Source organism: Pseudomonas sp. MH9.2, assembly GCF_034353875.1.
GTDB lineage: Bacteria > Pseudomonadota > Gammaproteobacteria > Pseudomonadales > Pseudomonadaceae > Aquipseudomonas.
Genome location: NZ_CP133784.1, coordinates 4509219 through 4532249 on the forward strand (window position 1 = coordinate 4509219; position 23031 = coordinate 4532249).

The 23031-nt window shown below is 59.3% G+C and carries 19 protein-coding genes, 1 tRNA gene and 1 pseudogene; 10 read left to right on the forward strand and 11 right to left on the reverse strand.

The window, feature by feature from the left end; all coding sequences use genetic code 11:
* Positions 1-24 precede the first annotated feature (24 nt).
* The 4 genes from RHM55_RS20780 to RHM55_RS20795 are packed head-to-tail and all read right to left on the reverse strand — an operon-like array spanning position 25 to position 5169.
* Positions 25-246, reverse strand: a complete 222-nt coding sequence (locus RHM55_RS20780; RefSeq protein ID WP_322178113.1) for a formate dehydrogenase subunit delta — start codon at positions 244-246, stop codon at positions 25-27.
* Positions 243-3131 carry a formate dehydrogenase subunit alpha gene (fdhF, locus tag RHM55_RS20785; protein ID WP_322178114.1) on the reverse strand — a complete coding sequence of 963 codons (2889 nt, stop codon included), beginning with the start codon at positions 3129-3131 and terminating at the stop codon, positions 243-245. The genes RHM55_RS20780 and fdhF overlap by 4 nt, the downstream gene beginning before the upstream one ends.
* Positions 3128-4696, reverse strand: a complete 1569-nt coding sequence (locus RHM55_RS20790) for a formate dehydrogenase beta subunit (protein WP_322178115.1) — start codon at positions 4694-4696, stop codon at positions 3128-3130. The genes fdhF and RHM55_RS20790 overlap by 4 nt, the downstream gene beginning before the upstream one ends.
* The gene (locus tag RHM55_RS20795) at positions 4693-5169 is read right to left on the reverse strand and encodes a formate dehydrogenase subunit gamma (protein WP_322178116.1); all 477 of its coding nucleotides are present in this window, start codon (positions 5167-5169) and stop codon (positions 4693-4695) included. Before RHM55_RS20795 ends, RHM55_RS20790 begins: the two co-directional genes overlap by 4 nt.
* Positions 5170-5744: 575 nt before the next feature.
* On the opposite strand from RHM55_RS20795, the gene RHM55_RS20800 reads away from it, so the two are divergent.
* Both RHM55_RS20800 and RHM55_RS20805 read left to right on the forward strand, forming a co-directional pair.
* Positions 5745-6227, forward strand: a complete 483-nt coding sequence (locus tag RHM55_RS20800; RefSeq protein ID WP_322178117.1) for an OsmC family protein — start codon at positions 5745-5747, stop codon at positions 6225-6227.
* A 353-nt stretch (positions 6228-6580) separates the two neighbouring features.
* Positions 6581-7276, forward strand: coding sequence for a tRNA (adenine(22)-N(1))-methyltransferase (locus RHM55_RS20805; protein ID WP_322183047.1), 696 nt, complete (start codon positions 6581-6583; stop codon positions 7274-7276).
* Positions 7277-8043: 767 nt separating this feature from the next.
* Here the strand turns inward: RHM55_RS20805 and RHM55_RS20810 are convergent.
* The 6 genes and pseudogenes from RHM55_RS20810 to RHM55_RS20835 all read right to left on the reverse strand — a co-directional run bounded on the left by RHM55_RS20810 (position 8044) and on the right by RHM55_RS20835 (position 14086).
* Positions 8044-9309, reverse strand: coding sequence for an MFS transporter (locus RHM55_RS20810; RefSeq protein WP_322178118.1), 1266 nt, complete (start codon positions 9307-9309; stop codon positions 8044-8046).
* 33 nt (positions 9310-9342) lie between these two features.
* Positions 9343-10413 (reverse strand): sugar phosphate isomerase/epimerase family protein, encoded by a 1071-nt coding sequence (locus RHM55_RS20815; protein ID WP_322178119.1) that lies wholly within the window; start codon positions 10411-10413, stop codon positions 9343-9345.
* 112 nt (positions 10414-10525) lie between these two features.
* Entirely contained in the window at positions 10526-12031 is a 1506-nt protein-coding gene (locus RHM55_RS20820) for a PLP-dependent aminotransferase family protein (protein ID WP_322178120.1), read from the reverse strand.
* Positions 12032-12577: 546 nt separating this feature from the next.
* Positions 12578-12736, reverse strand: coding sequence for a hypothetical protein (locus tag RHM55_RS20825; RefSeq protein ID WP_322178121.1), 159 nt, complete (start codon positions 12734-12736; stop codon positions 12578-12580).
* 64 nt (positions 12737-12800) lie between these two features.
* A pseudogene (locus RHM55_RS20830) lies at positions 12801-13385 on the reverse strand (chromosome segregation protein SMC); the annotation flags it as partial.
* 616 nt (positions 13386-14001) lie between these two features.
* Positions 14002-14086 (reverse strand) — tRNA-Leu (locus tag RHM55_RS20835).
* 108 nt (positions 14087-14194) lie between these two features.
* Here RHM55_RS20835 and queA point away from each other — a divergent pair.
* From queA to RHM55_RS20865, 6 genes are all read left to right on the forward strand, one after another.
* A complete protein-coding gene (gene queA / locus RHM55_RS20840; protein ID WP_322178122.1) occupies positions 14195-15259 on the forward strand; it encodes a tRNA preQ1(34) S-adenosylmethionine ribosyltransferase-isomerase QueA in 1065 nt (354 codons plus the stop codon).
* A 14-nt stretch (positions 15260-15273) separates the two neighbouring features.
* Entirely contained in the window at positions 15274-16389 is a 1116-nt protein-coding gene (gene tgt / locus RHM55_RS20845; protein ID WP_219061312.1) for a tRNA guanosine(34) transglycosylase Tgt, read from the forward strand.
* A gap of 53 nt (positions 16390-16442) precedes the next feature.
* The gene (yajC, locus tag RHM55_RS20850; RefSeq protein ID WP_219061116.1) at positions 16443-16778 is read left to right on the forward strand and encodes a preprotein translocase subunit YajC; all 336 of its coding nucleotides are present in this window, start codon (positions 16443-16445) and stop codon (positions 16776-16778) included.
* A 63-nt stretch (positions 16779-16841) separates the two neighbouring features.
* On the forward strand, positions 16842-18710 hold the full coding sequence (secD, locus tag RHM55_RS20855; protein ID WP_322178123.1) for a protein translocase subunit SecD: 1869 nt from the start codon (positions 16842-16844) through the stop codon (positions 18708-18710).
* Between the two features lie 9 nt (positions 18711-18719).
* Complete coding sequence (gene secF, locus RHM55_RS20860; protein WP_322178124.1) at positions 18720-19631, forward strand: protein translocase subunit SecF; 912 nt, start codon at positions 18720-18722, stop codon at positions 19629-19631.
* A gap of 121 nt (positions 19632-19752) precedes the next feature.
* Positions 19753-20295: a glycine zipper 2TM domain-containing protein gene (locus RHM55_RS20865; protein ID WP_219061119.1), complete on the forward strand. Its 543-nt coding sequence runs from the start codon at positions 19753-19755 to the stop codon at positions 20293-20295.
* Positions 20296-20402: 107 nt separating this feature from the next.
* On the opposite strand, the gene suhB is transcribed toward RHM55_RS20865, so the two are convergent.
* Positions 20403-21218: an inositol-phosphate phosphatase gene (gene suhB / locus RHM55_RS20870; RefSeq protein ID WP_322178125.1), complete on the reverse strand. Its 816-nt coding sequence runs from the start codon at positions 21216-21218 to the stop codon at positions 20403-20405.
* Between the two features lie 143 nt (positions 21219-21361).
* Here suhB and trmJ point away from each other — a divergent pair, with 143 nt between their 5' ends.
* Positions 21362-22135, forward strand: coding sequence for a tRNA (cytosine(32)/uridine(32)-2'-O)-methyltransferase TrmJ (gene trmJ / locus RHM55_RS20875; RefSeq protein ID WP_322178126.1), 774 nt, complete (start codon positions 21362-21364; stop codon positions 22133-22135).
* On the forward strand, positions 22135-22911 hold the full coding sequence (gene cysE / locus RHM55_RS20880) for a serine O-acetyltransferase (protein WP_322178127.1): 777 nt from the start codon (positions 22135-22137) through the stop codon (positions 22909-22911). The genes trmJ and cysE overlap by 1 nt, the downstream gene beginning before the upstream one ends.
* The last annotated feature ends 120 nt before the right edge of the window (positions 22912-23031 follow it).

Here is a 23031-nt window from a genome sequence, read left to right on the forward strand (position 1 = left end):
GCTCCGTAAGGGATCGTGTGAGCCTTAAGCCTCCCAGCCCGCCCCACTGACCGCAGCCTGCGCCAGTGGGTGCAAGTCGGCCCCAGGATGCGTCGTCTGCCAGGCCAGCAACTCCTTGCGCATGCCGGGCGTCCAGAACATCTGCAGATGATTGCGCACGCCAAGCACTGCCTGTTGCTGGTCCGGTTCGCTGGCGAAGTACTGGGCGATCTGGTTGGCCATTTTGATCAGGTTGGCAGTGCTCATCGGCGTACCTCGGCCTTTGTTCCTGCGGTGCGTGCCCGGCGACGTTCGTCGAGTAGGCGTTGTTGTTCGTCGCTGAATGCCTGGTAACGTTTTTGCCACTCGGAAGGGTGGTAGACGCGGCTGACTTCCACGGCGGTGACCTTGTACTCCGGACAGTTGGTGGCCCAGTCGGAGTTGTCGGTGGTGATGACGTTGGCCCCCGATTCGGGGAAGTGGAAGGTGGTGTACACCACACCTGGAGCGACCCGTTCGGTGACCCGCGCACGCAGTACGGTCTGTCCGGCGCGGCTGCCGATGCCGACCCAGTCACCTTCATTGATGCCACGGCTCTCGGCGTCGGTCGGGTGGATTTCCAGGCGGTCTTCGTCGTGCCAGGCGATGTTTTCGGTACGCCGGGTCTGGGCGCCGACGTTGTACTGGCTGAGGATGCGTCCGGTGGTCAGCAGCAGGGGATAGCGGTTGTTGACCTTTTCCTCGGTGGGCACGTAGCCGGTGAGCATGAAGCGCCCCTTGCCGCGCACGAATTCCTCGATGTGCATGGTCGGCGTGCCGTCCGGCGCTGCGGCGTTGCACGGCCATTGCAGGCTGCCGTGGCTATCCAGTGCGGCGTAGCTGACGTTGCTGAAGGTCGGCGTCAGGCTGGCGATTTCATCCATGATTTCCGACGGGTGCTGGTAGTTCATCGGGTAACCCAGGGCGTTGGCCAGGGCCACGGTGCCCTCCCAGTCGGCCTTGCCGCCCAGCGGTTCCATGACCTTGCGCACGCGCGAAATGCGTCGCTCGGCGTTAGTGAAGGTGCCGTCTTTTTCCAGGAACGAACTGCCCGGCAGGAATACGTGGGCGAACTTGGCGGTTTCGTTGAGGAAAATGTCCTGCACCACGATGCATTCCATCGCCGACAGAGCCGAGGTGACGTGCTGGGTATTGGGGTCGCTTTGGGCGATGTCTTCGCCCTGGCAATACAAGCCCTTAAAGCTGCCGTCCAGGGCTGCCTCGAACATATTGGGAATACGCAGGCCCGGGTCGGGTTGCAAGGTGACGTTCCAGGCCTGCTCGAACTGCGCCCGAACCACCTCGTTGGAGATGTGTCGGTAGCCAGGCAACTCGTGGGGGAAGGAGCCCATGTCGCAGGAGCCCTGAACGTTGTTCTGCCCACGCAGCGGGTTCACGCCCACGCCTTCGCGGCCGATGTTGCCAGTGACCATGGCCAGGTTGGCGATGCCCATGACGGCGGTGCTGCCCTGGCTGTGTTCGGTGACGCCCAGGCCATAATAGATCGCCGCGTTGCCGCCGGTTGCGTACAGACGCGCGGCGGCACGGATGTCGGCAGCGGCGACACCGCAGATGGCGCCAAGGAGTTCCGGCGAGTTTTCCGCGCGGCTGACGAACTCGCGCCAGTGGGCGAAATCGCTGCCTTCGCAACGGGCGTCGATAAAGGCCTGGTTGAGCAGGCCTTCGGTGACGATGACGTGGGCCAGAGCGTTGAGCATGGCGACGTTGGTGCCCGGGCGCAGGGCCAGGTGCAGTTCAGCGCGGGCATGTACCGAGTCCACCAGATCAATGCGGCGTGGGTCGATGACAATCAGCCGCGCGCCTTCACGCAGGCGGCGTTTGAGCTGGGAGGCGAACACCGGGTGGGCGTCGCTGGGGTTGGCGCCCATCACCAGAATCACGTCGGCTTGCATTACCGAGTCGAAACTCTGAGTGCCGGCGGACTCGCCAAGGGTTTGTTTCAGGCCATAGCCGGTCGGCGAGTGGCAGACCCGCGCACAGGTGTCGACGTTATTGTTGCCGAACGCGGCACGCACCAGTTTTTGCACCAGATAGGTTTCTTCGTTGGTGCAGCGGCTGGAGGTGATGCCACCAATGGAGTCTCGGCCGTATTTTTGCTGCAGACGGCGGAATTCGCTGGCGGCGTAGGTCACCGCCTCATCCCAGCTGACTTCCTGCCAAGGGTCGTTGATGTGCTTGCGGATCATCGGCGTGGTGATGCGATCCGGGTGGGTGGCGTAGCCCCAGGCAAAGCGCCCTTTGACACAGGAGTGGCCGTGGTTGGCCTGGCCGTTCTTGTCTGGAACCATGCGCACCAGCTGGTCGCCTTTCATCTCGGCGCGGAACGAGCAGCCCACGCCGCAATAGGCACAGGTGGTGATCACGGCGCGTTCGGGCTGGCCCAGTTCGACCACGCTTTTTTCCATCAGGGTCGCGGTGGGGCAGGCTTGCACACAGGCGCCGCAGGACACGCATTCCGAGTCGAGGAAGTTCTCGCCACCGGCGGCCGCGACCCGGGATTCAAAACCGCGCCCGGTAATCGTCAGGGCAAACGTGCCCTGGGTTTCTTCGCAGGCGCGCACGCAGCGGTTGCAGACGATGCACTTGCTCGGGTCGTAGTCGAAGTAGGGGTTGGAGGTGTCTTTCTTGTCGGCCAGATGGTTGTCGCCTTCATAGCCGTAACGCACCTCCCGCAGGCCGACCTGGCCGGCGACGGTTTGCAGCTCGCAGTTGCCGTTGGCCGAGCAGGTCAGGCAGTCCAGCGGGTGATCTGAGATGTACAGCTCCATGACATTGCGGCGCAGGGTGGCAAGCTTCGGCGTCTGGGTGTGCACGCTCATGCCTTCGCTGACCGGCGTGGTGCAGGACGCCGGGTAGCCGCGCATGCCGTCGATCTCGACCAGGCACATGCGGCAGGAGCCGAAGGCTTCCAGGCTGTCGGTGGCACATAGTTTGGGAATGGTGGTGCCCAGCAGCGCGGCGGCGCGCATCACCGAGGTCCCTTCGGGCACGCTGATGCTGCGGCCGTCGATGTTCAGGGTGACTTGCACCTGGCTGTCGCGGGCCGGGGTGCCCAGATCGATATCGGTTTTCGGGTCAAAGAGAGTAATCATTGCTCGGCCTCCGAGGCCAGCAGACCGAAGTCGGCGGGGAAGTGCTTGAGGGCGCTGGCGACCGGATAGGAGGTCATGCCGCCCAACGCGCACAGCGAACCGTAAAGCATGGTGTCGCACAGGTCCTTGAGGATGATCGCCTGCTCATCACGACCGCTCTGGTCAGGTGCGGCCAGCAGGCGGTCGATCACCTCCACGCCCCGGGTCGAGCCGATGCGGCATGGGGTGCATTTGCCACAGGATTCCTCGGCACAGAACTGCAGGGCGAAGCGCGCCATACGGGCCATGTCCAGGCTGTCGTCAGCCACCACCACACCACCGTGACCGAGCATGGCGCCGATGGAGGCGAAGGCTTCGTAATCCAGCGGCGTGTCGAATTGCCCTGGCGGCACCCAGGCGCCGAGGGGGCCGCCAACTTGCGCGGCCTTCAGCGGCCGGCCACTGGCAGTACCACCGCCGTAGTCTTCCACCAGTTCCCGCAGGGTCAGGCCAAACGCCCGTTCCACCAGACCGCCGTGACGAATATTGCCCGCCAATTGGAAGGGCATGGTGCCCAACGAGCGGCCCATGCCGTAATCGCGATAGAACTGCGCACCCTTGGCCAGAATCAACGGCACCGAGGCCAGGGTCAGCACGTTGTGCACCAGGGTCGGCAGGCCGAACAGACCTTTCAGGGCGGGGATCGGTGGCTTGGCGCGGACAATCCCGCGCTTGCCTTCGAGAGAGTCCAGCAGCGCGGTTTCCTCACCGCAGATGTAAGCGCCGGCACCGACGCGTACTTCCATATCAAAGGCCTGGCCGCTGCCGACGACATTGGCGCCGAGATAACCGGCGGACCGGGCGATGTCCAGCGCCTCGCGCAATGTGGCCACGGCCTGTGGATATTCCGAGCGCACATAGATGTAACCGTAGCTGGCCCCGACGGTGAGACCGGCAATGGCCATGCCTTCGATCAGCAGGAAGGGGTCGCCTTCCATCAACATGCGATCGGCGAAGGTGCCGGAATCGCCTTCGTCGGCGTTGCACACAATGTATTTCTGCGCAGCCTGGGTGGCGCGCACCGTGCGCCATTTGATCCCGGCCGGGAAGGCTGCGCCGCCACGGCCACGCAGGCCCGAATCGAACACGGCGGTCGCGGTCTGCTCGCCGCCCAGAGCGATGGCCCGGGTCAAGCCCTCGAAACCGCCGTGGGCCCGGTAATCCTCCAGGGACAGCGGCCGGGTAATGCCTGCGCGGGCAAACAGCAGGCGTTGTTGAGTCTTTAGATAAGGCAGTTCCTCCACCAGACCCAAGGCCAGTGGATGGGCGGACGACTCGTCTTGCAATGCATCGAGCAGGGATGGCACATCGGCAGCGGTCAGCGGGCCGAAGCCGATACGGCCTTGCGGAGTGTCCATTTCCAGCAACGGCTCCAGCCAGTACAGGCCGCGCGAGCTGGTGCGTTGCAGGTCCAGGGACAGGGACAGTTGGCGTTCCTGGGCCTGAGTGGCAAGGGCCACAGCTACATCATCGGCACCTACGGCACGGGCAAGAGAATCAATCGGCAAATAGAGGCGCGGCATCATGCGTCCTCCTGGCAAGCGTCGAGCAATGCATCAAGACGCTCGGCACTGAGCCGCGCATGCACCTGGCCATCCAGCTCCAGGGCGGGCGAGCAGGCGCAGGCACCGAGGCAATACACCGGGCGCAGACTGATGCTGCCGTCGGCGCTGCTGCCGTGGTCGTCCAGTTGCAGGCGTTCGCGCAACTGCGCTGCGAGCTGCTCGGCGCCGCGGCTCTGGCAGGACTCGGCGCGGCACAGACGCAGAATATGCCGGGCCGGGGGCGCGGAGCGGAAGTCATGGTAGAAGCTGATCACCCCGCGAACCTCGGCCTGACTCTGGTTGAGGGCGTGGGCAATCTCGGGGATGGCGGCATCCGGGATGTAACCGATGCCCTCCTGAATCTCATGAAGAATCGGCAACAGTGCACCGGGGCAGCCCTTGTGGCGCTCCAGCACGCTGTTGACCACAGGCAATTGCAACATCTCATCAGGCATACAGCATTCCTCACGATCACGGGCAAACCAGGCAGTCGCCGGTTGTCCGAAAGTGTCGGCTGCGGCACTCACACCACGTCACGGTATCGTGGCATGTTCAGGCCGTTGACCAGGGCACCCTTGGCGGGCATCTTGTTGGACCCGGTGCGGTCTTTGCCGCACCTCTTCAGGGCATAAAAGGCAGCTTGCCACGCCGCCTTTGATTCAACGGCACCAAAGCGACGTGTTCGGTTCTTTCTACGACCATGCGTTGAGTCTAGAAGAGGGTGGGCCGAGGTGTTGTCCTGAATGCTGTCGAACGAGCTGCGACAGGTACAGGAGATGAGCCGAGACACTTTGACAAACGCGCGGCATGTCAACCACGTGGCGCGGTGCTGGCCGGGCTCGTCGCGGCGACTCTGCTGGTGGCGCTCTGGATTTGGTTTCACGGGTAACGCTGGAACTCAGGGTGCTGAGTTGCTAAATCCATGCGAAAGGCAGAAGTATCGAGCAAAGGCACGGGCAACGTTCAGCTTTCAATTCATAGGGCATGTACCGTAGCCTTTGGACGCAAAAACATGCTCAGGGAAGATCAAATGGCAGATAAAGTTCACCGCTACGATGTCCAGGTTGTCTGGACGGGGAATGAGGGTACAGGTACCTCCTCTTACCGTGGTTACAGTCGCTCGCATGTTATTCAGGCCAAGGGCAAACCCCCGATTAATGGCTCATCCGACCCCAGTTTTCGAGGTGATCCGACTCGCTGGAACCCGGAGGAACTTCTTCTCGCCTCCTTATCTGCGTGCCATAAACTGTGGTATCTGGGCCTTTGTGCCGAGGCCGGGATGGTGATCGTGACCTATGTGGATAATCCGCAGGGCACAATGGTCGAGCAAAGCGATGGCGCTGGCCAGTTCACCTCAGTGGTGTTGAGGCCCAAGGTGACCCTGGCTCCCGGAGCCGATATCGAGAAAGCCCTAGCTCTGCATCATGCCGCCCATGAAAAATGCTTCATTGCGCGCTCTGTTAACTTTCCGATCAGCCTCGCTCCCGAAATATCGATAGGCTTGAGTACCTAGTCGTTACCAGCCTGTAACGATACGTCTTCTTGTGATTAGGTTGATTTTCACCCATGCCGCAGTTCTATCGTTCGAGTTGCCTGCTGCACAGGTCTTCCTCTCAACCTTGATCGGCCCCGCATGGGTAGACGCTTTCGAGTGTTTGCTAGAGGCGCTTTCCGCCGGTCGCAACAGACAGGAGTCGACCAAAAGCCGCCCATGACCAGGGTTTGCTTTGGGCCGATACGCGAGCGGTAGGACGGGGCGAGCCATGGCCCTGGTCGCAGGCGTTTGAAATGCACGGCGTTACTCGACAGAATCTCGTCCCGATCCGGCCAAAGGTGCTGGACGTTCGTGGTGAAAAGGGGCTGCAGTTGAACGAACAAACATTGTCTATGCGCCTGGAGCGCGTGGCGGCGCATGTGCCAGCCGATGCGCGCCTGGCCGATATCGGCTCGGATCACGGCTACCTGCCGGTGGTGTTGATGCGCCGTGGAGCCATCGCAGCAGCGGTGGCCGGCGAGGTGGCGTCGACGCCGTTCCGCTCGGCCGAACGCACCGTGCGCGAGAACGGCCTGGACCAGCGGATCACCGTGCGCCTGGCCAATGGCCTGGCGGCGATCGAGCCGGGAGACGGGATCACGGCGATCAGCATTTGTGGCATGGGCGGCGAGACGATCCGTGACATCCTCGACAGCGGCAAGGCGCGCCTGAGCGGCCAGGAGCGCTTGATCCTGCAGCCCAACGGCGGCGAGCAGCCACTGCGCCAATGGCTGATGGAAAATGGCTACCGCATCCTCTGCGAGGAAGTGCTGCGGGAAAACCGTTTCGACTACGAAATCATCGTCGCCGAGCGCGCCGGGCCGGTGATATACACCGCCGAGGAGTTGTACTTCGGCCCGCTGCAGATGCAGGCACGCAGCCCGGCGTTCCTGGCCAAGTGGCGGCGCATGCTGCGCCATAAGCAGCAAACCCTGACCAACTTCGCCCAGGCGCGGCAGGCCGTGCCCGTGGAGAAGTCGCAGGACATCTCCCTGCAGGCCCGGTGGATCACCGAACTGCTGGCTTGAGCCAGGTCTAGGGTTTGTACGAAAAGTCGTCGAGCGGCAATCAGGCAAGGCGATTTTTCGTACAAAACATAAGGCAAAGCGAGGGCCAATATGAATCGCCCTCTAATTCGTAGACACCGCTGAATAACAGCTTTTGGCCGACTCTGTTGAAAAGCCGGCCTTAGTTTCCATGCCAAAAAAGTAATCGCCTGAGATTTAAATCCAGAGTTTTCGCAGAGGCATTCGGACTGCGATTTCACCTGGCGGCGTGTCAAAAGGCGCTTTCACCGATCAATTTTGCGGCAGTTTGAGAAAGTCGACTTTTTCAACACAATCGGCCGTTTTCTGCCTGTCGCGAAGGACGGCAATCGACCCGTTTCTGCCTGTCGTAACCGGCAGAAGTCGGCCAAGGCTGTGTGAAAACGCATGCACCGTTTTCAAGTCTGCATTGCTACGTAAAATCTGCCAGCGTCTAGTTGGTCAGCAGATCTGAAATTTGCGTAGGAACGCGATTTTCGTTGCGGTTCTGACTGTCAAACTCGCTCTAAAACGTTTTCACACAGCCTCGGCCGATAGCTGCCTGTCGCGAAACGCTGCAGTCTCAAGCCACCGATCAAGAGTGCCAACGGTCGCCCAATAAGCCGGTGCGTCGCCATAAGATGAAAAAGCGTTCCGTCGCGCTAACGCGTTATCCAGATTGTGCGCAAGCTTCGGTTCATTCCTGCGTTGTGGCCGGAGGAGGGATCGGCGTGGTAGACGATTCCTCCTCCTGGAGTCCTTGGCGATGATCAGGCTTGCGCCGCGCTCATCCCGCCAGTGGCCATGGATTTTTTGCGCACCGCTTGATAGAGCAGGCTGGACACCATGAAGCCCGCAACGGCCAGTATGCTCATCAGGCTGAAGACATAGTTGTAACCCTGTTGACCGGGGAAGTGATCGAGGATCGCGCCATAGATGACGTAGGCAAACATGCCGGGTGCATAGCCGATCAGGCAACCGATGCCGAAGGCCGAGCCGGTGATGTGTTGGGGAATGCCGACTTCACCCATGGGGGCCCAGAACACGCCGCGCATGGAGAACACGATCAGGGCGAAGGACAGGGTGGCGGCCATGCCCGCATAGATGAAGCCCGGGCTTTTCGGAATCAGCATGATCACGCCCATCAGCGGCAACAGCGCCAGGAATGCCCATTTCAGGTAGCGGCTGGTGCTCTTGAACTGCTTGTCGGCAATGAAACCGCCGGCAGGCCCGCCGAGGATCTTCAGGAAGTACTGGTTGATGATGCCGTAGGCGCCCACCAATGCCACGGGCAACCCGTACATTTCCTTGAGGTAGGGAATGAAATAGGTCAGGCCGCAGTAGACGATGTAGACCATGAACACGTTGAGGCTGACCAGCCAGATTCCCGGTACCTTGATCGCTTCCATCAGGTTCGCCAGACCATTCTTTGGCTTGGCCACCGACTGCGCGTTGCCGCCCTTGAGCAGGAACCAGGTCAGGGTGCCGGCCAGAATGTCGATGACCGAGTAGAACAGGATCGCCGACTTCAGGCCGGTTTCGCCCGAACCCATGGCGACGAACACGCCCAGGGCGGAAAAGGCCACCAGTGTATCAACCACGCCACGCCCGCCTTCGAGCAGGCCGAACAACCGGCCTTGCTCCTGATCGTCACCCAGGTTGCGGATGGCTTTGAGCAGCGATGGCCAGAACAGGCAGTCGGCACAGACGGCCAACAGACAGAACACGATCAGCAAATTGCTGAAGGGCGGAAAGGTCGCCAGGTACAACCCCAGGCTACCGGTCCCGATCAGGCCGAGGGGGATTAGTTTGCGCGTGTCGTAGCGATCGGCGAGCAGGCCGCCAATCACAAACAGTGCAGTAGCGATGATCGCGTTGGCGCTCAGCAGCATACCGATTTCAGTGTGGCTCAAGCCCATCAATTCCTGCATGGGTACATAGAAGGCGTCCTTGAGGTTCGCCAGCTTGTAGATGGTGCCGCCACCTAGGATGAGGATCAGGAATCTGAGCCATTTGGCCTTGTTTTGAGTTGTCATTATTGTTCTCCGGGCGTAATCGGGTCGTCAGGTTCAGGCGTTGGAAGGGGTGGCAAGGGTCAGTTCGGCCAAGGTGCGCAATTCGGCCAGCAGGCTACGGACATAGGCGACCTGGTTGTTCGCCCAGCGGTGTTCATCGGCCAGCATTCGCTCAAGCGAGTAGCCGTTCGGGAGCGGCGTTTCGCTCATCTCCCGGTAAGCAATGAAGGGATCGGCCGCCTCAAGGCTCTGGCGGAAAGCCGGGGCCACATAGTGGTTTTCCTGCTCGAGAATGAATGCGATCACCTGCGGGGTTGCTTCGCCCAGCATCAACAGCTCGAACAGCATGCGGGCGCTGGGCAGATCGTCCTCGTCGCTGCCCTGCAATACGCCGTAATGGCCGAAGCCGTTTTGTTCGGGGACGATGCGCACACCCTTGAGGTGAGTCTGGCGGATGTGTGGCGCCAGGTTACGCAGGGCCTGCAGGGGCGGTTCGCAGGCATTGATCATGTTGCCGAAGTCGAACAGAGCATGCAGGCGAGGGTGGTTGAGGCGGTTGAGCAGTTGCGCGATTTCGCCGCTCTTGAGTTCTTCATGCTGCTCGAAGTCAAAGTACAGATCGTGTGCGTCGGCCTGTTGTGCGAGGTAGTGCAGGTCAGTCTCGATCACGTCCATGACCCGCGACAGCGTGCCCTCGTAACGTGAGTAAACACGGATGTTGCGCACCCCCAGGGCCCTGGCGATGGCGATCACCTGGTCGACATCCTTTTTCAGGGTGCTGCTGATTTCCAGGTGCACATCCAGCCCCAGCGCTTTGGCCTTGGCGGCAAACGCCTGGAGCTGCGCGGGTGACATTTGGCTCAGGCTGTTTTCCTCGCCGTCGAGCAAGTGCAGGCTCAGGCCTTGCAGCTCGTGGCGATAGGCGAAGTCCAGCAGGTCGGCAGGGGTGACACGACCGTGGGTGAGGTTGGTCAGTAGCGGGTAGGCGTGGGCAAACAGGCGCAATTGCCCGAGACGCTCAAGCAACCGCTGGGCCAGTGCGTCCGTCAGCACGGGAGCAGCCCCGTGTTCGACCACCTTATGGCTCAGCAAGGCGTTGAATCGTTCCTGGATCTTATTGTTCATTAGAGTCGTTCCTGGTTCAGACACCGGGTCTACCGGCGCAGCCTTTATCGCGCCAGTCAGGAACTCTCGATAGATCCATTATCAGTTAATTGATAAGACCACTTGCCTCGCATCAAGTGGTCGGCGGCAGATAACCTAATGTGCGCAAGGCCTGGGCCAGCGCCTCGACACGCTCCCGGGCCTGGTTTTCAGGCGTGCCGGCAAAGCCGATCAACAGGGCCGGCGACAGGGCATGCTTGATGCGGTAGTCGCTCAAGGCGTAGGTGTGGATGTTGTGCTGGGCCAGTTGCCGGGCGATGTCAGTGTCACTGAGTTCGGGGGGCAGCCAGGCGATCAGGTGCATGCCAGCATCCGTCGGAGTGATCCTGAAGAAGCTGCCAATCTGCTTTTCAAGCTGTTCGATCAATGCCTGCTGGCGCGCCTTGTACAGCGCACGCATGCGGCGGATGTGCCCCAGAAAGTGGCCTTCGCACATGAAGTCCGTCGTTGTCGCCTGAAGCAGTGTGGGCGGACTGCGATCCATGACCGCGCGCAAGGTGCAAAAGGGTTCGACCAGGGCCTGCGGCAGAATCACGTAACCCAGTCTCAGTGACGGAAAGAGAACTTTGCTGAACGTTCCGACGTAGATCACCCGGGCCATCTGGTCCATGGCATACAACGCCGGGAGGAGGCGGCCACTGTAGCGAAACTCACTGTCGCAATCGTCCTCGATGATCCAGCTCTGATGTTGCGCAGCCCAGTCGATGAGTGCCTGGCGCCGCGCATAACTCAGCGTGACACCCAAAGGATGCTGGCGCGAAGGCGTACAAAACACCAAACGGGCATCAGGGCACTCGGTCAGGCCTTGCTGGACATCGATCCCCTGTTCATCGATACGCAACGGAATCACCTGAGCCCCCTGGGCTTGCAGCGCAATGCGCGCGGCGATGTGCCCCGGGTCCTCCATCCAGACACTGTCCTGCGGATTGAGCAGCAGCATGCCCAGCAGGTTGAACGCTTGCTGCGCGCCGGAAACGATCACCACTTGCCCGGCACTGCAGTCGATGCCACGCGCATCGAAGACGTATTCGGCAATCGCTGTGCGAAACGCGTGCAAGCCTTGTAACTCGCCATAACCCAGAATGGCCTTGGTTGGCTTGAGCAGATGACGGTTCATCAGGCGCCGCCAGATCGCCTGCGGGAATGCATCATAGGTGCTGTGGCTGGGCAGGAAGGAGGTCGGGGTCGCGGGGTCCCAGTCGGCATAGGACACCCCACGAAAATGATCGCTGCGCAGCGACAGCATCGACTGGCTCAGGTCGGACAGGCGTGGTGGCTGGCGCTGTTGCTCGTCCTCGATACCCCGGCTTTCCCACTCAGTGCCGACATACGTACCGGCGCCAGTGCGCGAGGCCAGGAAACCTTCGGCAATCAGTTGATCGAAAGCATTGAGAATGGTGATCCGCGACAACCCCAACTCGTTGCTTAAGGTCCGGGTCGACGGCAGGCGCACGCCCCCCTGGATTCTGCCGTTGAGTATCTGTTTGCGAATCTGCAGATACAGTTGGCGGTACAGGGGAATGGCACTGGCACGGTCCAGCTTGATAGCCGACAGCAGCAAACCTGCGGGGAATTTCATGACATGCTCGTCTGGGTGAAATGGGATTTGATCTGGAAACCGTCAGGCGACGGGGAGGTAAGGGTATCGAGCGATATCCGATAAGTCATCCGTCTGGCGTTGATGTCCGGCGCAATCCGGTCCCTAGATACCACTGAACAGGCCGATGATCACGGCATTGACCAGGTCTATGAAAAAGCCAGTGTTGTAATGCGTCTTGAAAACGGCGCAGTTCTCACCTCAAAGAAACGATAAAGCCCTGTAAAATCATGGGTCTGTCGTATAAGGATGGCGGAGGCGATGTCTGACTGACAGGTTCTTTCAAAGTCCCAAAAAGGGCAGATTCACGTCACCTCATAAGCGTCCGCTTCTGGCCCTGAGTGTGTAAAAACGCAGCCACTGTTTTGAAGTCTGCGTCGCTACGTAAAATCTGCCAGTGATTGGTTGATCAGTGGATCTGAAATTTGCGTAGGAACGCGATTTCGGCTCCGATTCGGACATTCAAACCGGCTCTAAAACGTTTTTACACAGCCTCGGCCGATTGCTGCCGGTCATGAATGACCGGAATCAACCCATTTCTGCCTTGATCGTAGTGATTGTGAGCTTCTGCATCGCTGTGCTTTTTCCGATGTTGGTATCCACGATCTTGAGTAGGGCGGTCAGGTGGGCTTTTCTCGCTCTAAGCGTTTCGGATATGGATGAGCTGTTTTGTGTCGCAGCGTTCATGGCTTCGATCCTTGGAGTGATTTAAACAGCCCGCGAAAGCAGGCTGTTTCAGGGTAAACGGCTGTTACATCGAGAGCAGATCGCGCGTGCGATGCTGGCTCCCACGGTCTACCAGGTCGCGCCACCTCCAACTGCCCGAGTTTTCACCCTGCTTAGGGATGTCGAGCTTGAACAAGGACACTGGGTCGCGGCCAATCAGGTTGGCTGCGGCGTAAAGCTTACCTCCCACATCAAGCAGCGCTTGGGCGGCTTCATTCCACCTTTCCTCCAGGGCGTCGTGGGCGAGCCGTAAGGCGGTGTTCTCAATTTTTTGGTGTTCTACCTGAGCCTCGCTAATGTGTCGGTCAACGGTGGCCAGCTCTTGCTCCAAGGCGGTGATGATCAGTAGCTGGCGGCGATGTTGTTCGGTCGCGGTAGTGAGGTTTTTCGCCGCTTTCTGAGCGTCTGTGCTGGCTGCTTTTTCGCCTTCGACATCGCCCCAGGCCACGGCCCGTGCGTAAGCGGTAGCCGCCTAGGTCTCAGCCTGCCGTGCGCTGGCCATCTCTTCCTGCGTTTGCTGGCGAATTTCCTCCAGGCGAGTGCTCAGGCTGTGCCGTTTAGCGTTGAGTTCCAATTCATCCGCCATCCAGTTCGCCATATCGGCAATGTAGACCAGCCATGCAGCTTGCCGGGCTTACAGAAGGGAGAGAGGAACGTGGTGATGCCGGTCGTCACTACGAAATTTGCTGGTCGATGGCGACGCAGCAGGCCACGTGCGATGCGATTACGAATCACGAAAAGAGATTTCGCTCCGTCTTCGGTTCGGCTATGTCGTCCGGCGAACTCGGTGTGGTGGAGCCGGATTGCCCAGGACGGGTCGGCACGACCTTACAGCGGTGTTGAATTCATTCTTTTGTCAGCGCTTCGGTCGGACGCGACCCCGGCTAGATCGCAGACAAGTCAGCTCCTACGCCCTCCGGGCAGAATCGGCTCCCAGTTTGCTGCGCGACAGCGCGGCGACGAAGGTGGGGCGGGATCTCCTACCGCCTGGCGGCCAGAAGCGGATTTGTAGTGCGACACATACTGCTCTGTGGGAAACGGTTGCGGCGCGTTGTGTCTGGCAGACCTCATTGCCTGATTCGCAGGCACGTCTGCGCCCGCAGATTTGCGAAAATTCGCTTTCTATATTTCAGATAAAAGAAGAGTTTCAGGCACAAAAAAACCGGCTCAAATGGCCGGTTTCTTTGGATCTGTGAGTCGGTAGAAACTCACAATGTGTAGCTATTTGGTGCCCCGAGGGAGACTCGAACTCCCACTCCTTTCGAAAACGGATTTTGAATCCGCCGCGTCTACCGATTCCGCCATCAGGGCTTGATGGGCGCGGAGTATAGAGATGAGATTACCGTTGGTCAATCATGTTTCGTGGTGAATGTTCATTATTTCCGCTAAACTTTCCGGCCCTGCTAGACGAACCCCATCATGCGTGTTGCTGACTTTACCTTCGAGCTCCCTGATTCTTTGATTGCTCGCCATCCTTTGGCCGAGCGTTGTGGCAGCCGCTTGTTGACCCTTGATGGGGTTAGCGGCGCACTGGCGCACCGTCAATTCACCGATTTGCTGGAGCATTTGCGCCCCGGCGACTTGATGGTGTTCAACAATACCCGGGTGATCCCGGCGCGCCTGTTCGGGCAGAAGGCTTCCGGCGGCAAGCTGGAGATTCTGGTTGAGCGTGTGCTCGACAGCCATCGGGTATTGGCCCATGTGCGTTCGAGCAAGTCCCCCAAGCCGGGCACGATGATCCTGATCGATGGCGGCGGTGAGGCGGAGATGGTGGTCCGTCATGACACCCTGTTCGAGCTGCGTTTTGCCGAAGAGGTGTTGCCGTTGCTGGAGCGGGTCGGCCATATGCCGTTGCCTCCTTATATAGACCGTCCCGATGACAGCGCCGACCGTGAGCGTTATCAGACGGTATATGCCGAGCGCGCCGGGGCGGTTGCCGCGCCGACTGCGGGGCTGCATTTCGATCAGGCGCTGCTCGATGCGATTGCGCAGAAGGGCGTTTCAACGGCTTTCGTGACCCTGCATGTCGGTGCGGGTACGTTCCAGCCGGTACGCGTTGAGCGGCTCGAAGATCACCATATGCACAATGAGTGGCTGGAAGTCAGTCAGGACGTTGTCGATGCCGTGGCGGCGTGCCGTGCGCGGGGCGGTCGAGTGATTGCCGTGGGCACCACCAGCGTGCGCTCGCTGGAGAGTGCGGCGCGCGACGGTCAGCTCAAGGCGTTCAGTGGTGACACCGATATCTTTATTTTTCCCGGGCGTCCGTTCCATGTGGTCGATGCCCTGGTGACCAACTTTCATTTGCCTGAATCCACGCTGTTGATGCTGGTTTCGGCGTTCGCCGGTTACCCCGAAACCATGGCTGCCTATGCGGCGGCAGTGGAGCATGGGTACCGCTTCTTCAGTTACGGTGATGCAATGTTCATCACCCGCAATCCCGCGCCGACAGCTCCCAAGGAATCGGCCCCAGAGGATCACGCATGAGCAACACCAGTCGTATGTCTTTCGAGTTGCTGGCCACTGACGGCAAGGCACGTCGCGGTCGTTTGACCTTTCCCCGGGGTGTGGTTGAAACCCCTGCTTTCATGCCGGTCGGTACTTACGGCACGGTCAAAGGCATGCTGCCTCGGGATATCGAAGCGACTGGCGCGCAGATCATCCTCGGTAATACGTTCCACTTGTGGCTGCGTCCCGGGACTGAAGTGATCAAGCGTCACGGCGACCTGCACGATTTCATGCAGTGGAGCGGGCCGATTCTCACTGACTCCGGTGGTTTTCAGGTGTTCAGCCTGGGCGCCATGCGCAAAATAAAGGAGGAGGGCGTGACCTTCGCCTCTCCGGTCGATGGCGCCAAGGTGTTCATGGGGCCGGAAGAGTCGATGCAGGTTCAGCGTGATCTGGGCTCTGACATCGTGATGATTTTCGACGAGTGCACGCCATACCCGGCTGATGAAGACGTGGCGCGGGTCTCTATGGAGTTGTCGTTACGTTGGGCCAAACGCTCGAAAATCGCCCACGGCGAAAACACGGCGGCGCTGTTTGGTATCGTTCAGGGCGGTATGCACCAGGATTTGCGCATGCGCTCGCTGGAAGGCCTGGATCAGATCGGTTTCGACGGTCTGGCTATCGGCGGTCTGTCGGTCGGTGAGCCCAAGCACGAGATGATCAAGGTGCTGGACTACTTGCCGGGCATGATGCCGGCTGACAAACCTCGTTACTTGATGGGCGTGGGCAAGCCAGAAGATCTGGTTGAAGGTGTGCGCCGCGGTATCGATATGTTCGATTGCGTGATGCCAACCCGCAACGCGCGCAACGGCCATTTGTTCATTGATACGGGTGTGTTGAAAATCCGTAACGCGTTCCATCGTCATGACGATTCGTCACTGGATCCGACCTGCGATTGCTATACCTGCAAGAACTTCTCGCGTGCGTATCTGCATCATCTGGATAAGTGCGGGGAAATGCTGGGGAGCATGCTCAATACCATTCACAATTTGCGGCATTACCAAGTGCTTATGGCTGGTTTGCGCGAGTCTATTCAACAAGGTACATTGGCCGCCTTTGTCGATGCCTTCTATGCCAAACGCGGGCTTCCAACGCCGCCTTTGGATTGATTGAGTACTGAGTTTTCTACCCTCTTAACAAAATTTTGCAATTGGAGTGCTAAATGAGCTTTTTTATCCCTACCGCTTTCGCGGACGCTGCTGCACCTGCCGCCGGTCCTGCTGGTTCGGGCTTTGAATGGATTTTCCTGGTCGGCTTCCTGGTCATCTTCTATCTGATGATCTGGCGTCCACAGGCCAAGCGCGCGAAAGAACAGAAAAACCTGCTGGGCAACCTGCAAAAAGGTGACGAAGTTGTCACTTCCGGTGGTATTGCGGGCAAGATCAACAAAGTGACCGACGACTTCGTGGTCATCGAAGTGTCTGACACCGTTGAACTGAAAATCCAAAAGGCCGCTATCGCTGCCACGCTGCCTAAGGGCACCTTGAAAGCGATCTAAGTTTCAGTCTTTTACCAATCGACGGGGCGCGCAAGGCGCCCCGCGTTATAAGCGGGCGGCGTGATGCTGAACAAATACCCTCTGTGGAAATACGTACTGATCCTGGCGGTGCTGGTGGTCGGTTTTATTTATTCCGCACCCAATCTCTACCCTGACGATCCGGCCATTCAAATCAGTGGCGCAAGCACTGCGTTGCAGGTGAACCAGGCTGACCTGGATCGTGTGAGCCGAGCGCTTACCGATGCGGGCATTACGGTCAAAGGCTCCACCCTGGCCGAGAAGGGCAAGGGCGGTTTGTTGCGTCTGACCAAGCAAGAAGACCAGTTGCCAGCGAAGGACGTCGTGCGCAAGGCTTTGGGTGACGACTATGTCGTTGCGTTGAACCTGGCTCCGACCACGCCGAAGTGGTTGCGCAGCATTGGTGCAAGCCCGATGAAGATGGGTCTGGACTTGTCCGGTGGTGTGCACTTCCTGCTGGAAGTGGACATGGATAAGGCTCTGGATGCGCGCCTTAAGGTGTATGAAGGCGAAGTCAAATCCCTGTTGCGTAAAGAGCGTGTGCGTTATCGCAGCCTGCCGCAACTCGACGGTGGTATCCAGCTTGGTTTCAGCGATGCAGACTCTCGCGAACAAGCGCGTACCCTGATCCGCAAGAGCTTCAACGATTTTGACGTGACCACCAGCGAGCGCGGCGGTTTGTCCGTGCTGCGTCTGGCGATGACTCCGGCCAAGCTGGCCGAGATTCGTGAATACTCAATCAAGCAGAACTTGACCACGGTACGTAACCGAGTCAACGAACTGGGTGTCGCCGAGCCTTTGGTTCAGCGTCAGGGCGCCAACCGTATCGTGGTTGAGCTGCCGGGCGTGCAGGACACCGCTGAAGCCAAGCGTATTCTGGGCAAGACTGCCAACCTGGAGTTCCGTCTAGGCGCAGGTCCTGAAGATTCGAAAGCCACTACCGAGATGTTCGAGTTTCGTGAGGGCGGTCGTCCTGCGGCACCGGTCGAGCGTGGGCTGATCATCACGGGTGACCAGGTGACCGATGCCAAGGCCGGCTTCGACGAACACGGTCGTCCGCAAGTGAACATCCGTCTGGATGGTCATGGTGGCGAGCTGATGAGTCGTTCGACTCGCAGTAACGTGGGTCGCAGCATGGCGGTGATCTTCATCGAGCAGAAGCCGACGACGACCTACGTCAAGCAGATGGTCAACGGTGTCGAGAAAGACGTGCCGGTCCAGACCTTCAAGGAAGAGAAGAAGATCATCAGCCTGGCGACCATCCAGTCGCCGCTGGGTAGCCAGTTCCGTATCACTGGCCTGAACGGTCAGGGTGAGGCGTCCGAGCTTGCGCTGCTGTTGCGTGCCGGTGGTCTGGCTGCGCCGATGTACTTCGCTGAAGAACGTACCATCGGTCCGAGCCTGGGTGCTGACAACATCACCAAGGGTATCGATGCATCGCTGTGGGGCATGTTGTTTGTGTCGCTGTTCATCATGGCGATCTACCGTTTCTTCGGCGTCATCGCCACCGTCGCACTGGCCGTGAACATGGTCATGCTGCTGGCACTGATGTCCTTGCTGGGTGCAACGCTGACCCTGCCGGGTATCGCCGGTATCGTTCTGACGATGGGTATGGCGGTCGACGCCAACGTACTGATCTTCTCGCGGATACGTGAAGAGATCGCTGCGGGCATGACGGTGCAGCGGGCAATCAATGAAGGCTTCGGCCGGGCATTCACCGCGATCCTCGACGCCAACCTGACAACACTGTTGGTCGGCGGCATTCTCTTTGCGATGGGCACAGGCCCTGTCAAAGGCTTTGCGGTGACCATGTCGCTCGGGATCTTTACCTCGATGTTCACGGCCATCATGGTGACCCGCGCAATGGTCAACCTGATCTTCGGCGGACGTGACTTCAAGAAGTTGTGGATTTAAGGGGCTGCCATGTTACGTACGATTAACTTTATGGGCGTTCGCAATGTTGCGTTCGCCTTTACCATGTTCCTTACCGCGCTGGCGTTGTTTAGCTGCTTCCACAAAGGGCTTAACTACGGTCTGGACTTCACCGGCGGTACGCTCATCGAGCTGACTTACGAGCATCCGGCTGATCTTGGCAAGGTGCGTGAGGAACTGGTTACTGCCGGTTACCACGATGCCGTTGTGCAGAGCTTCGGTGCTACCACCGATTTGCTGGTGCGTATGCCGGGCGAAGATCCGCAGTTGGGTACTCAGGTTGCGGAAGCCTTGCGCAAAGGCGGCGCGGATAACCCGGTCACCGTCAAGCGCGTCGAGTTCGTTGGCCCGCAAGTCGGTGAAGAACTGCGCGATCAGGGCGGCCTCGGCATGCTGATGGCGCTGGGCGGGGTATTGATTTACCTGGCCTTTCGCTTCCAGTGGAAATTCGCGGTCGGTGCAATCGTCTCCCTGATTCACGACGTGATCGTCACCATCGGGATCCTGTCGTTCTTCCAGGTGACCTTTGACCTCACGGTGCTTGCGGCTGTGTTGGCGATCATCGGTTACTCGTTGAACGATACGATTGTGGTCTTCGACCGGGTCCGGGAAAACTTCCGGATACTGCGCAAGGCGTCGTTGATTGAAAACATCAACATCTCCACTACGCAAACCCTGTTGCGGACCATGGCGACCTCGATTTCCACCTTGCTGGCAATCGTGGCGTTGTGGGTTTTCGGTGGCGACAGCCTGCACGGGTTCTCCGTCGCATTGTTCATTGGTGTACTGGCGGGTACTTACTCCTCCATCTACATCGCTAACGTGGTGTTGATCTGGCTGAACCTGAGCACTGAGGATCTGATTCCTCCTGTTGTGGCTGACAAGGTTGATGAGCGTCCGTAAAGCCTGAATGCTTTACCGGTTTGGACCCAGAAGGGCGTGAGTGTTGAACTCACGCCCTTTTTCGTACTCCAAGGCTGGGAGTAGCGTGGGAAATTTCGCGCGAGGTTACCAGGAGGTTCAAGTGAACAAGTCGTTGCTAATTGGTGCGGTGTTGGGGGCTGTCGGCGTGACCGCTGGCGGTGCTGTCGCCACGTATAACTTGGTGAAAAGCGGCCCTGAGTATGCAGAGGTGTTGGGTGTGCAACCCATCAAGGAGCAGGTCAAGACCCCGCGTGAAGTGTGCAAAGACGTAGCGGTCACCCGTCAGGCGCCCGTCAAGGATCAGCATCAGATCATGGGTAGCGTGCTGGGTGCCGTGGCCGGTGGCTTGCTTGGCAATCAGGTGGGTGGCGGTAACGGCAAAAAAATCGCGACGGTCGCCGGTGCGGTGGGCGGTGGTTACGCGGGCAACAAAGTTCAGGAAGGTATGCAGAACAGAGATACATACACCACGACTCAGACCCGCTGCAATACGGTCAATGACATCAGCGACAAGGTCGTGGGTTATGACGTGAAATACAAACTGAACGACAAGGTCGGTCAGGTGCGTATGGACCGTGATCCGGGTAACCAGATTCCGGTCAACAAAGAAGGTCAGCTGGTATTGGGTCAAGGCGCTCAGTAAGACGCGTCAGAATCGGCATCAAAGAAAAGCACCTTCGGGTGCTTTTTTTGTTTGTGCGGGGCATAAAAAAACCGGCGAACGCCGGTTTTTATTGTCGACCCTGAGGCTTAGCGCTTCAGCGAGGCCGGCAGGTGCGGTGCGATCGAGGTCAGTACCGCTTTGAAGCACTTGGTGTTGCCTGCAACGATATGACCTTTTTCAAGGAACTCGTGACCGCCGGTGAAATCGCTCACCAGGCCGCCAGCTTCTTGAATCAGTAGTGCGCCCGCTGCCATGTCCCACTCGGACAGGCCCGACTCCCAGTACGCATCGAAACGACCGGCAGCTACATAGGCGAGGTCGAGGCTGGCGGCGCCTGCACGGCGAATGCCGGCGGTCTGACCGACCAGGCTGCGGAACATGCCCAGGTAGTTTTCCAGGTTGTCCATTTGCCCTTCGCGGAACGGAAAGCCGGTACCCAGCAGGGCGCCTTCGAGGCTTTTACGCTGGCTTACGCGCAGACGGCGACCGTTAAGCGCGGCACCACGGCCACGGCTGGCGGTGAATTCTTCCTGACGGACCGGGTCGAGAACCACGGCATGTTCAAGACGGCCGCGGTATTTGCAGGCGATGCTGACAGCGAAGTGTGGAACACCGCGTACGAAGTTGGTGGTGCCATCAAGCGGGTCGATGATCCACAGGTATTCTGTGCCTTCGCCGCTGCCTTCGTGCATGCCGCTTTCTTCGCCAAGGATGCCGTGGGTCGGATAAGCTTTGCGCAGGGCGGCAATGATGTTGTGCTCGGCAGCCCGATCGATTTCAGTGACGTAATCCTTCGCGTCTTTTTCGTCGACCTTGATGGTATCCAAGCGCTCGATGGAGCGGAAAATCAATTCACTGGCGCTGCGGGCGGCGCGCAGCGCGATATTCAGCATGGGCTGCATGGACGTTTCACCTAGGTCGTTAAAGAAAGCCGAACATTGTAGGGCGTAGCATCAATTATTTCCAGCCTGCATAGCGTCCATAGCGTTAATGGGGGTGGTTCTGTAAGATTTGCTCCCCTTTCTCCCGTCTGTGAGAACTTGCATTGCTGCAAAATATTCGTGTTGTCCTGGTCGGTACCAGTCACCCCGGTAATATCGGTGGAGCTGCTCGTGCCATGAAAAACATGGGGCTTTCACGCCTGGTGCTGGTCGATCCACTGGTTTTCCCTAACCATGAGGCTGATGCGCGGGCCTCTGGCGCAAGCGATATCCTGGAAAACGCGCAGGTCGTCGCGACCCTGGAAGACGCGCTGGTCGGCTGCAATCTGGTGCTGGGCACCAGTGCGCGTGATCGGCGAATCCCCTGGCCGCTGCTTGATCCGCGTGAGTGTGGGGTGATGGCGTCCGAGCAGGCGGCGCAGGGCGCGGAAGTGGCGCTGGTGTTCGGTCGTGAATATGCCGGCCTGACCAACGAAGAGCTGCAGCGATGTCACTATCACATCCACATCCCCTCGGACCCTGAGTTCAGTTCGCTCAATCTGGCGGCAGCGGTGCAGGTGCTGGCCTATGAGGTGCGGATGTCCTGGCTCGCAGCGCAAGGGCAGCCGACCAAGGTCGAAAAGGTCGAAGTGGCCTCTGCGCGCAGTGTGGAAGAAGTCACCATGGATGAGATGGAGCTGTTTTACGGCCATCTCCAGTCCACGCTGGTCGATATCGGTTTTCTCGACACGGAAAACCCGCGTCACCTGATGGCACGCTTGCGTCGCCTGTTCGGTCGTCGCGCGGTGTACCGGTCAGAGATGAATATTTTGCGGGGCATTCTTACCGAGACGCAGAAAGTGGCGCGCGGCGAGCCTCATAAACTGAAGGATCAATGATGTTCGAGCGTTTGCGAGAAGATATTCAAAGTGTGTTCCATCGCGATCCGGCTGCGCGCAACGCCTTTGAGGTGCTGACCTGCTATCCCGGCATGCACGCAATCTGGCTGCATCGTTTGTCGCATTACCTGTGGACCCTTGACTGGAAGTGGCTGGCGCGCGTGGTGTCCAATTTCGGTCGCTGGTTGACCGGCATTGAGATTCATCCGGGGGCAACGATTGGGCGGCGCTTCTTCATCGATCACGGAATGGGCATCGTGATCGGCGAAACCGCGGAAATCGGCGACGACGTGACGCTCTATCAGGGTGTCACCCTGGGTGGAACCAGCTGGAATAAAGGCAAGCGCCATCCGACGCTCGAGTCGGGCGTGGTTGTTGGGGCGGGTGCCAAGGTGTTGGGGCCGTTCACGGTCGGTGCGGGTGCCAAGGTTGGCTCCAATGCGGTGGTCACCAAGGCGGTGCCGGCCGGTGCCACTGTCGTGGGTATTCCAGGGCGGATCATCATAAAGTCCGACGGCGACGTGGAAGCCAAACGTAAAGCCATCGCTGAAAAGCTCGGTTTCGATGCCTATGGGGTCAGCGAAGATATGCCTGATCCGGTGGCGCGGGCGATCGGTCAGCTGCTCGACCATCTGCAAGCGGTCGATGCCAGGCTGGAAGGTATGTGCGGTGCCCTTAACGCGTTGGGCAGTGATTACTGCGCCAAAGAGCTGCCAGCGTTGCGCGACGAGGTGTTTGATTGTGTGAAAGATGGCGGCGAAACCAAGGCCGGCTGACGGGTGGGCCGGACTCGCCGGTACTAGACCTAAGGGGTGTGCCAATGCACCCCGGCGTTTGTTATGATGTCGCCGTTGTTTGCGGGTAATCCCGACTGATTTACTCGGTCTTATAGTTGA

What these genes read in the sequence shown, in the direction of transcription:
- RHM55_RS20780 (WP_322178113.1), bottom strand. Translation starts at nt 246, where the DNA reads ATGAGCACTGCCAACCTGATCAAAATGGCCAACCAGATCGCCCAGTAC.
- fdhF (WP_322178114.1), bottom strand. Translation starts at nt 3,131, where the DNA reads ATGATTACTCTCTTTGACCCGAAAACCGATATCGATCTGGGCACCCCG.
- RHM55_RS20790 (WP_322178115.1), bottom strand. Translation starts at nt 4,696, where the DNA reads ATGATGCCGCGCCTCTATTTGCCGATTGATTCTCTTGCCCGTGCCGTA.
- RHM55_RS20795 (WP_322178116.1), bottom strand. Translation starts at nt 5,169, where the DNA reads ATGCCTGATGAGATGTTGCAATTGCCTGTGGTCAACAGCGTGCTGGAG.
- RHM55_RS20800 (WP_322178117.1), top strand. Translation starts at nt 5,745, where the DNA reads ATGGCAGATAAAGTTCACCGCTACGATGTCCAGGTTGTCTGGACGGGG.
- RHM55_RS20810 (WP_322178118.1), bottom strand. Translation starts at nt 9,309, where the DNA reads ATGACAACTCAAAACAAGGCCAAATGGCTCAGATTCCTGATCCTCATC.
- RHM55_RS20815 (WP_322178119.1), bottom strand. Translation starts at nt 10,413, where the DNA reads ATGAACAATAAGATCCAGGAACGATTCAACGCCTTGCTGAGCCATAAG.
- RHM55_RS20820 (WP_322178120.1), bottom strand. Translation starts at nt 12,031, where the DNA reads ATGAAATTCCCCGCAGGTTTGCTGCTGTCGGCTATCAAGCTGGACCGT.
- RHM55_RS20825 (WP_322178121.1), bottom strand. Translation starts at nt 12,736, where the DNA reads ATGAACGCTGCGACACAAAACAGCTCATCCATATCCGAAACGCTTAGA.
- queA (WP_322178122.1), top strand. Translation starts at nt 14,195, where the DNA reads ATGCGTGTTGCTGACTTTACCTTCGAGCTCCCTGATTCTTTGATTGCT.
- tgt (WP_219061312.1), top strand. Translation starts at nt 15,274, where the DNA reads ATGTCTTTCGAGTTGCTGGCCACTGACGGCAAGGCACGTCGCGGTCGT.
- yajC (WP_219061116.1), top strand. Translation starts at nt 16,443, where the DNA reads ATGAGCTTTTTTATCCCTACCGCTTTCGCGGACGCTGCTGCACCTGCC.
- secD (WP_322178123.1), top strand. Translation starts at nt 16,842, where the DNA reads ATGCTGAACAAATACCCTCTGTGGAAATACGTACTGATCCTGGCGGTG.
- secF (WP_322178124.1), top strand. Translation starts at nt 18,720, where the DNA reads ATGTTACGTACGATTAACTTTATGGGCGTTCGCAATGTTGCGTTCGCC.
- suhB (WP_322178125.1), bottom strand. Translation starts at nt 21,218, where the DNA reads ATGCAGCCCATGCTGAATATCGCGCTGCGCGCCGCCCGCAGCGCCAGT.
- cysE (WP_322178127.1), top strand. Translation starts at nt 22,135, where the DNA reads ATGTTCGAGCGTTTGCGAGAAGATATTCAAAGTGTGTTCCATCGCGAT.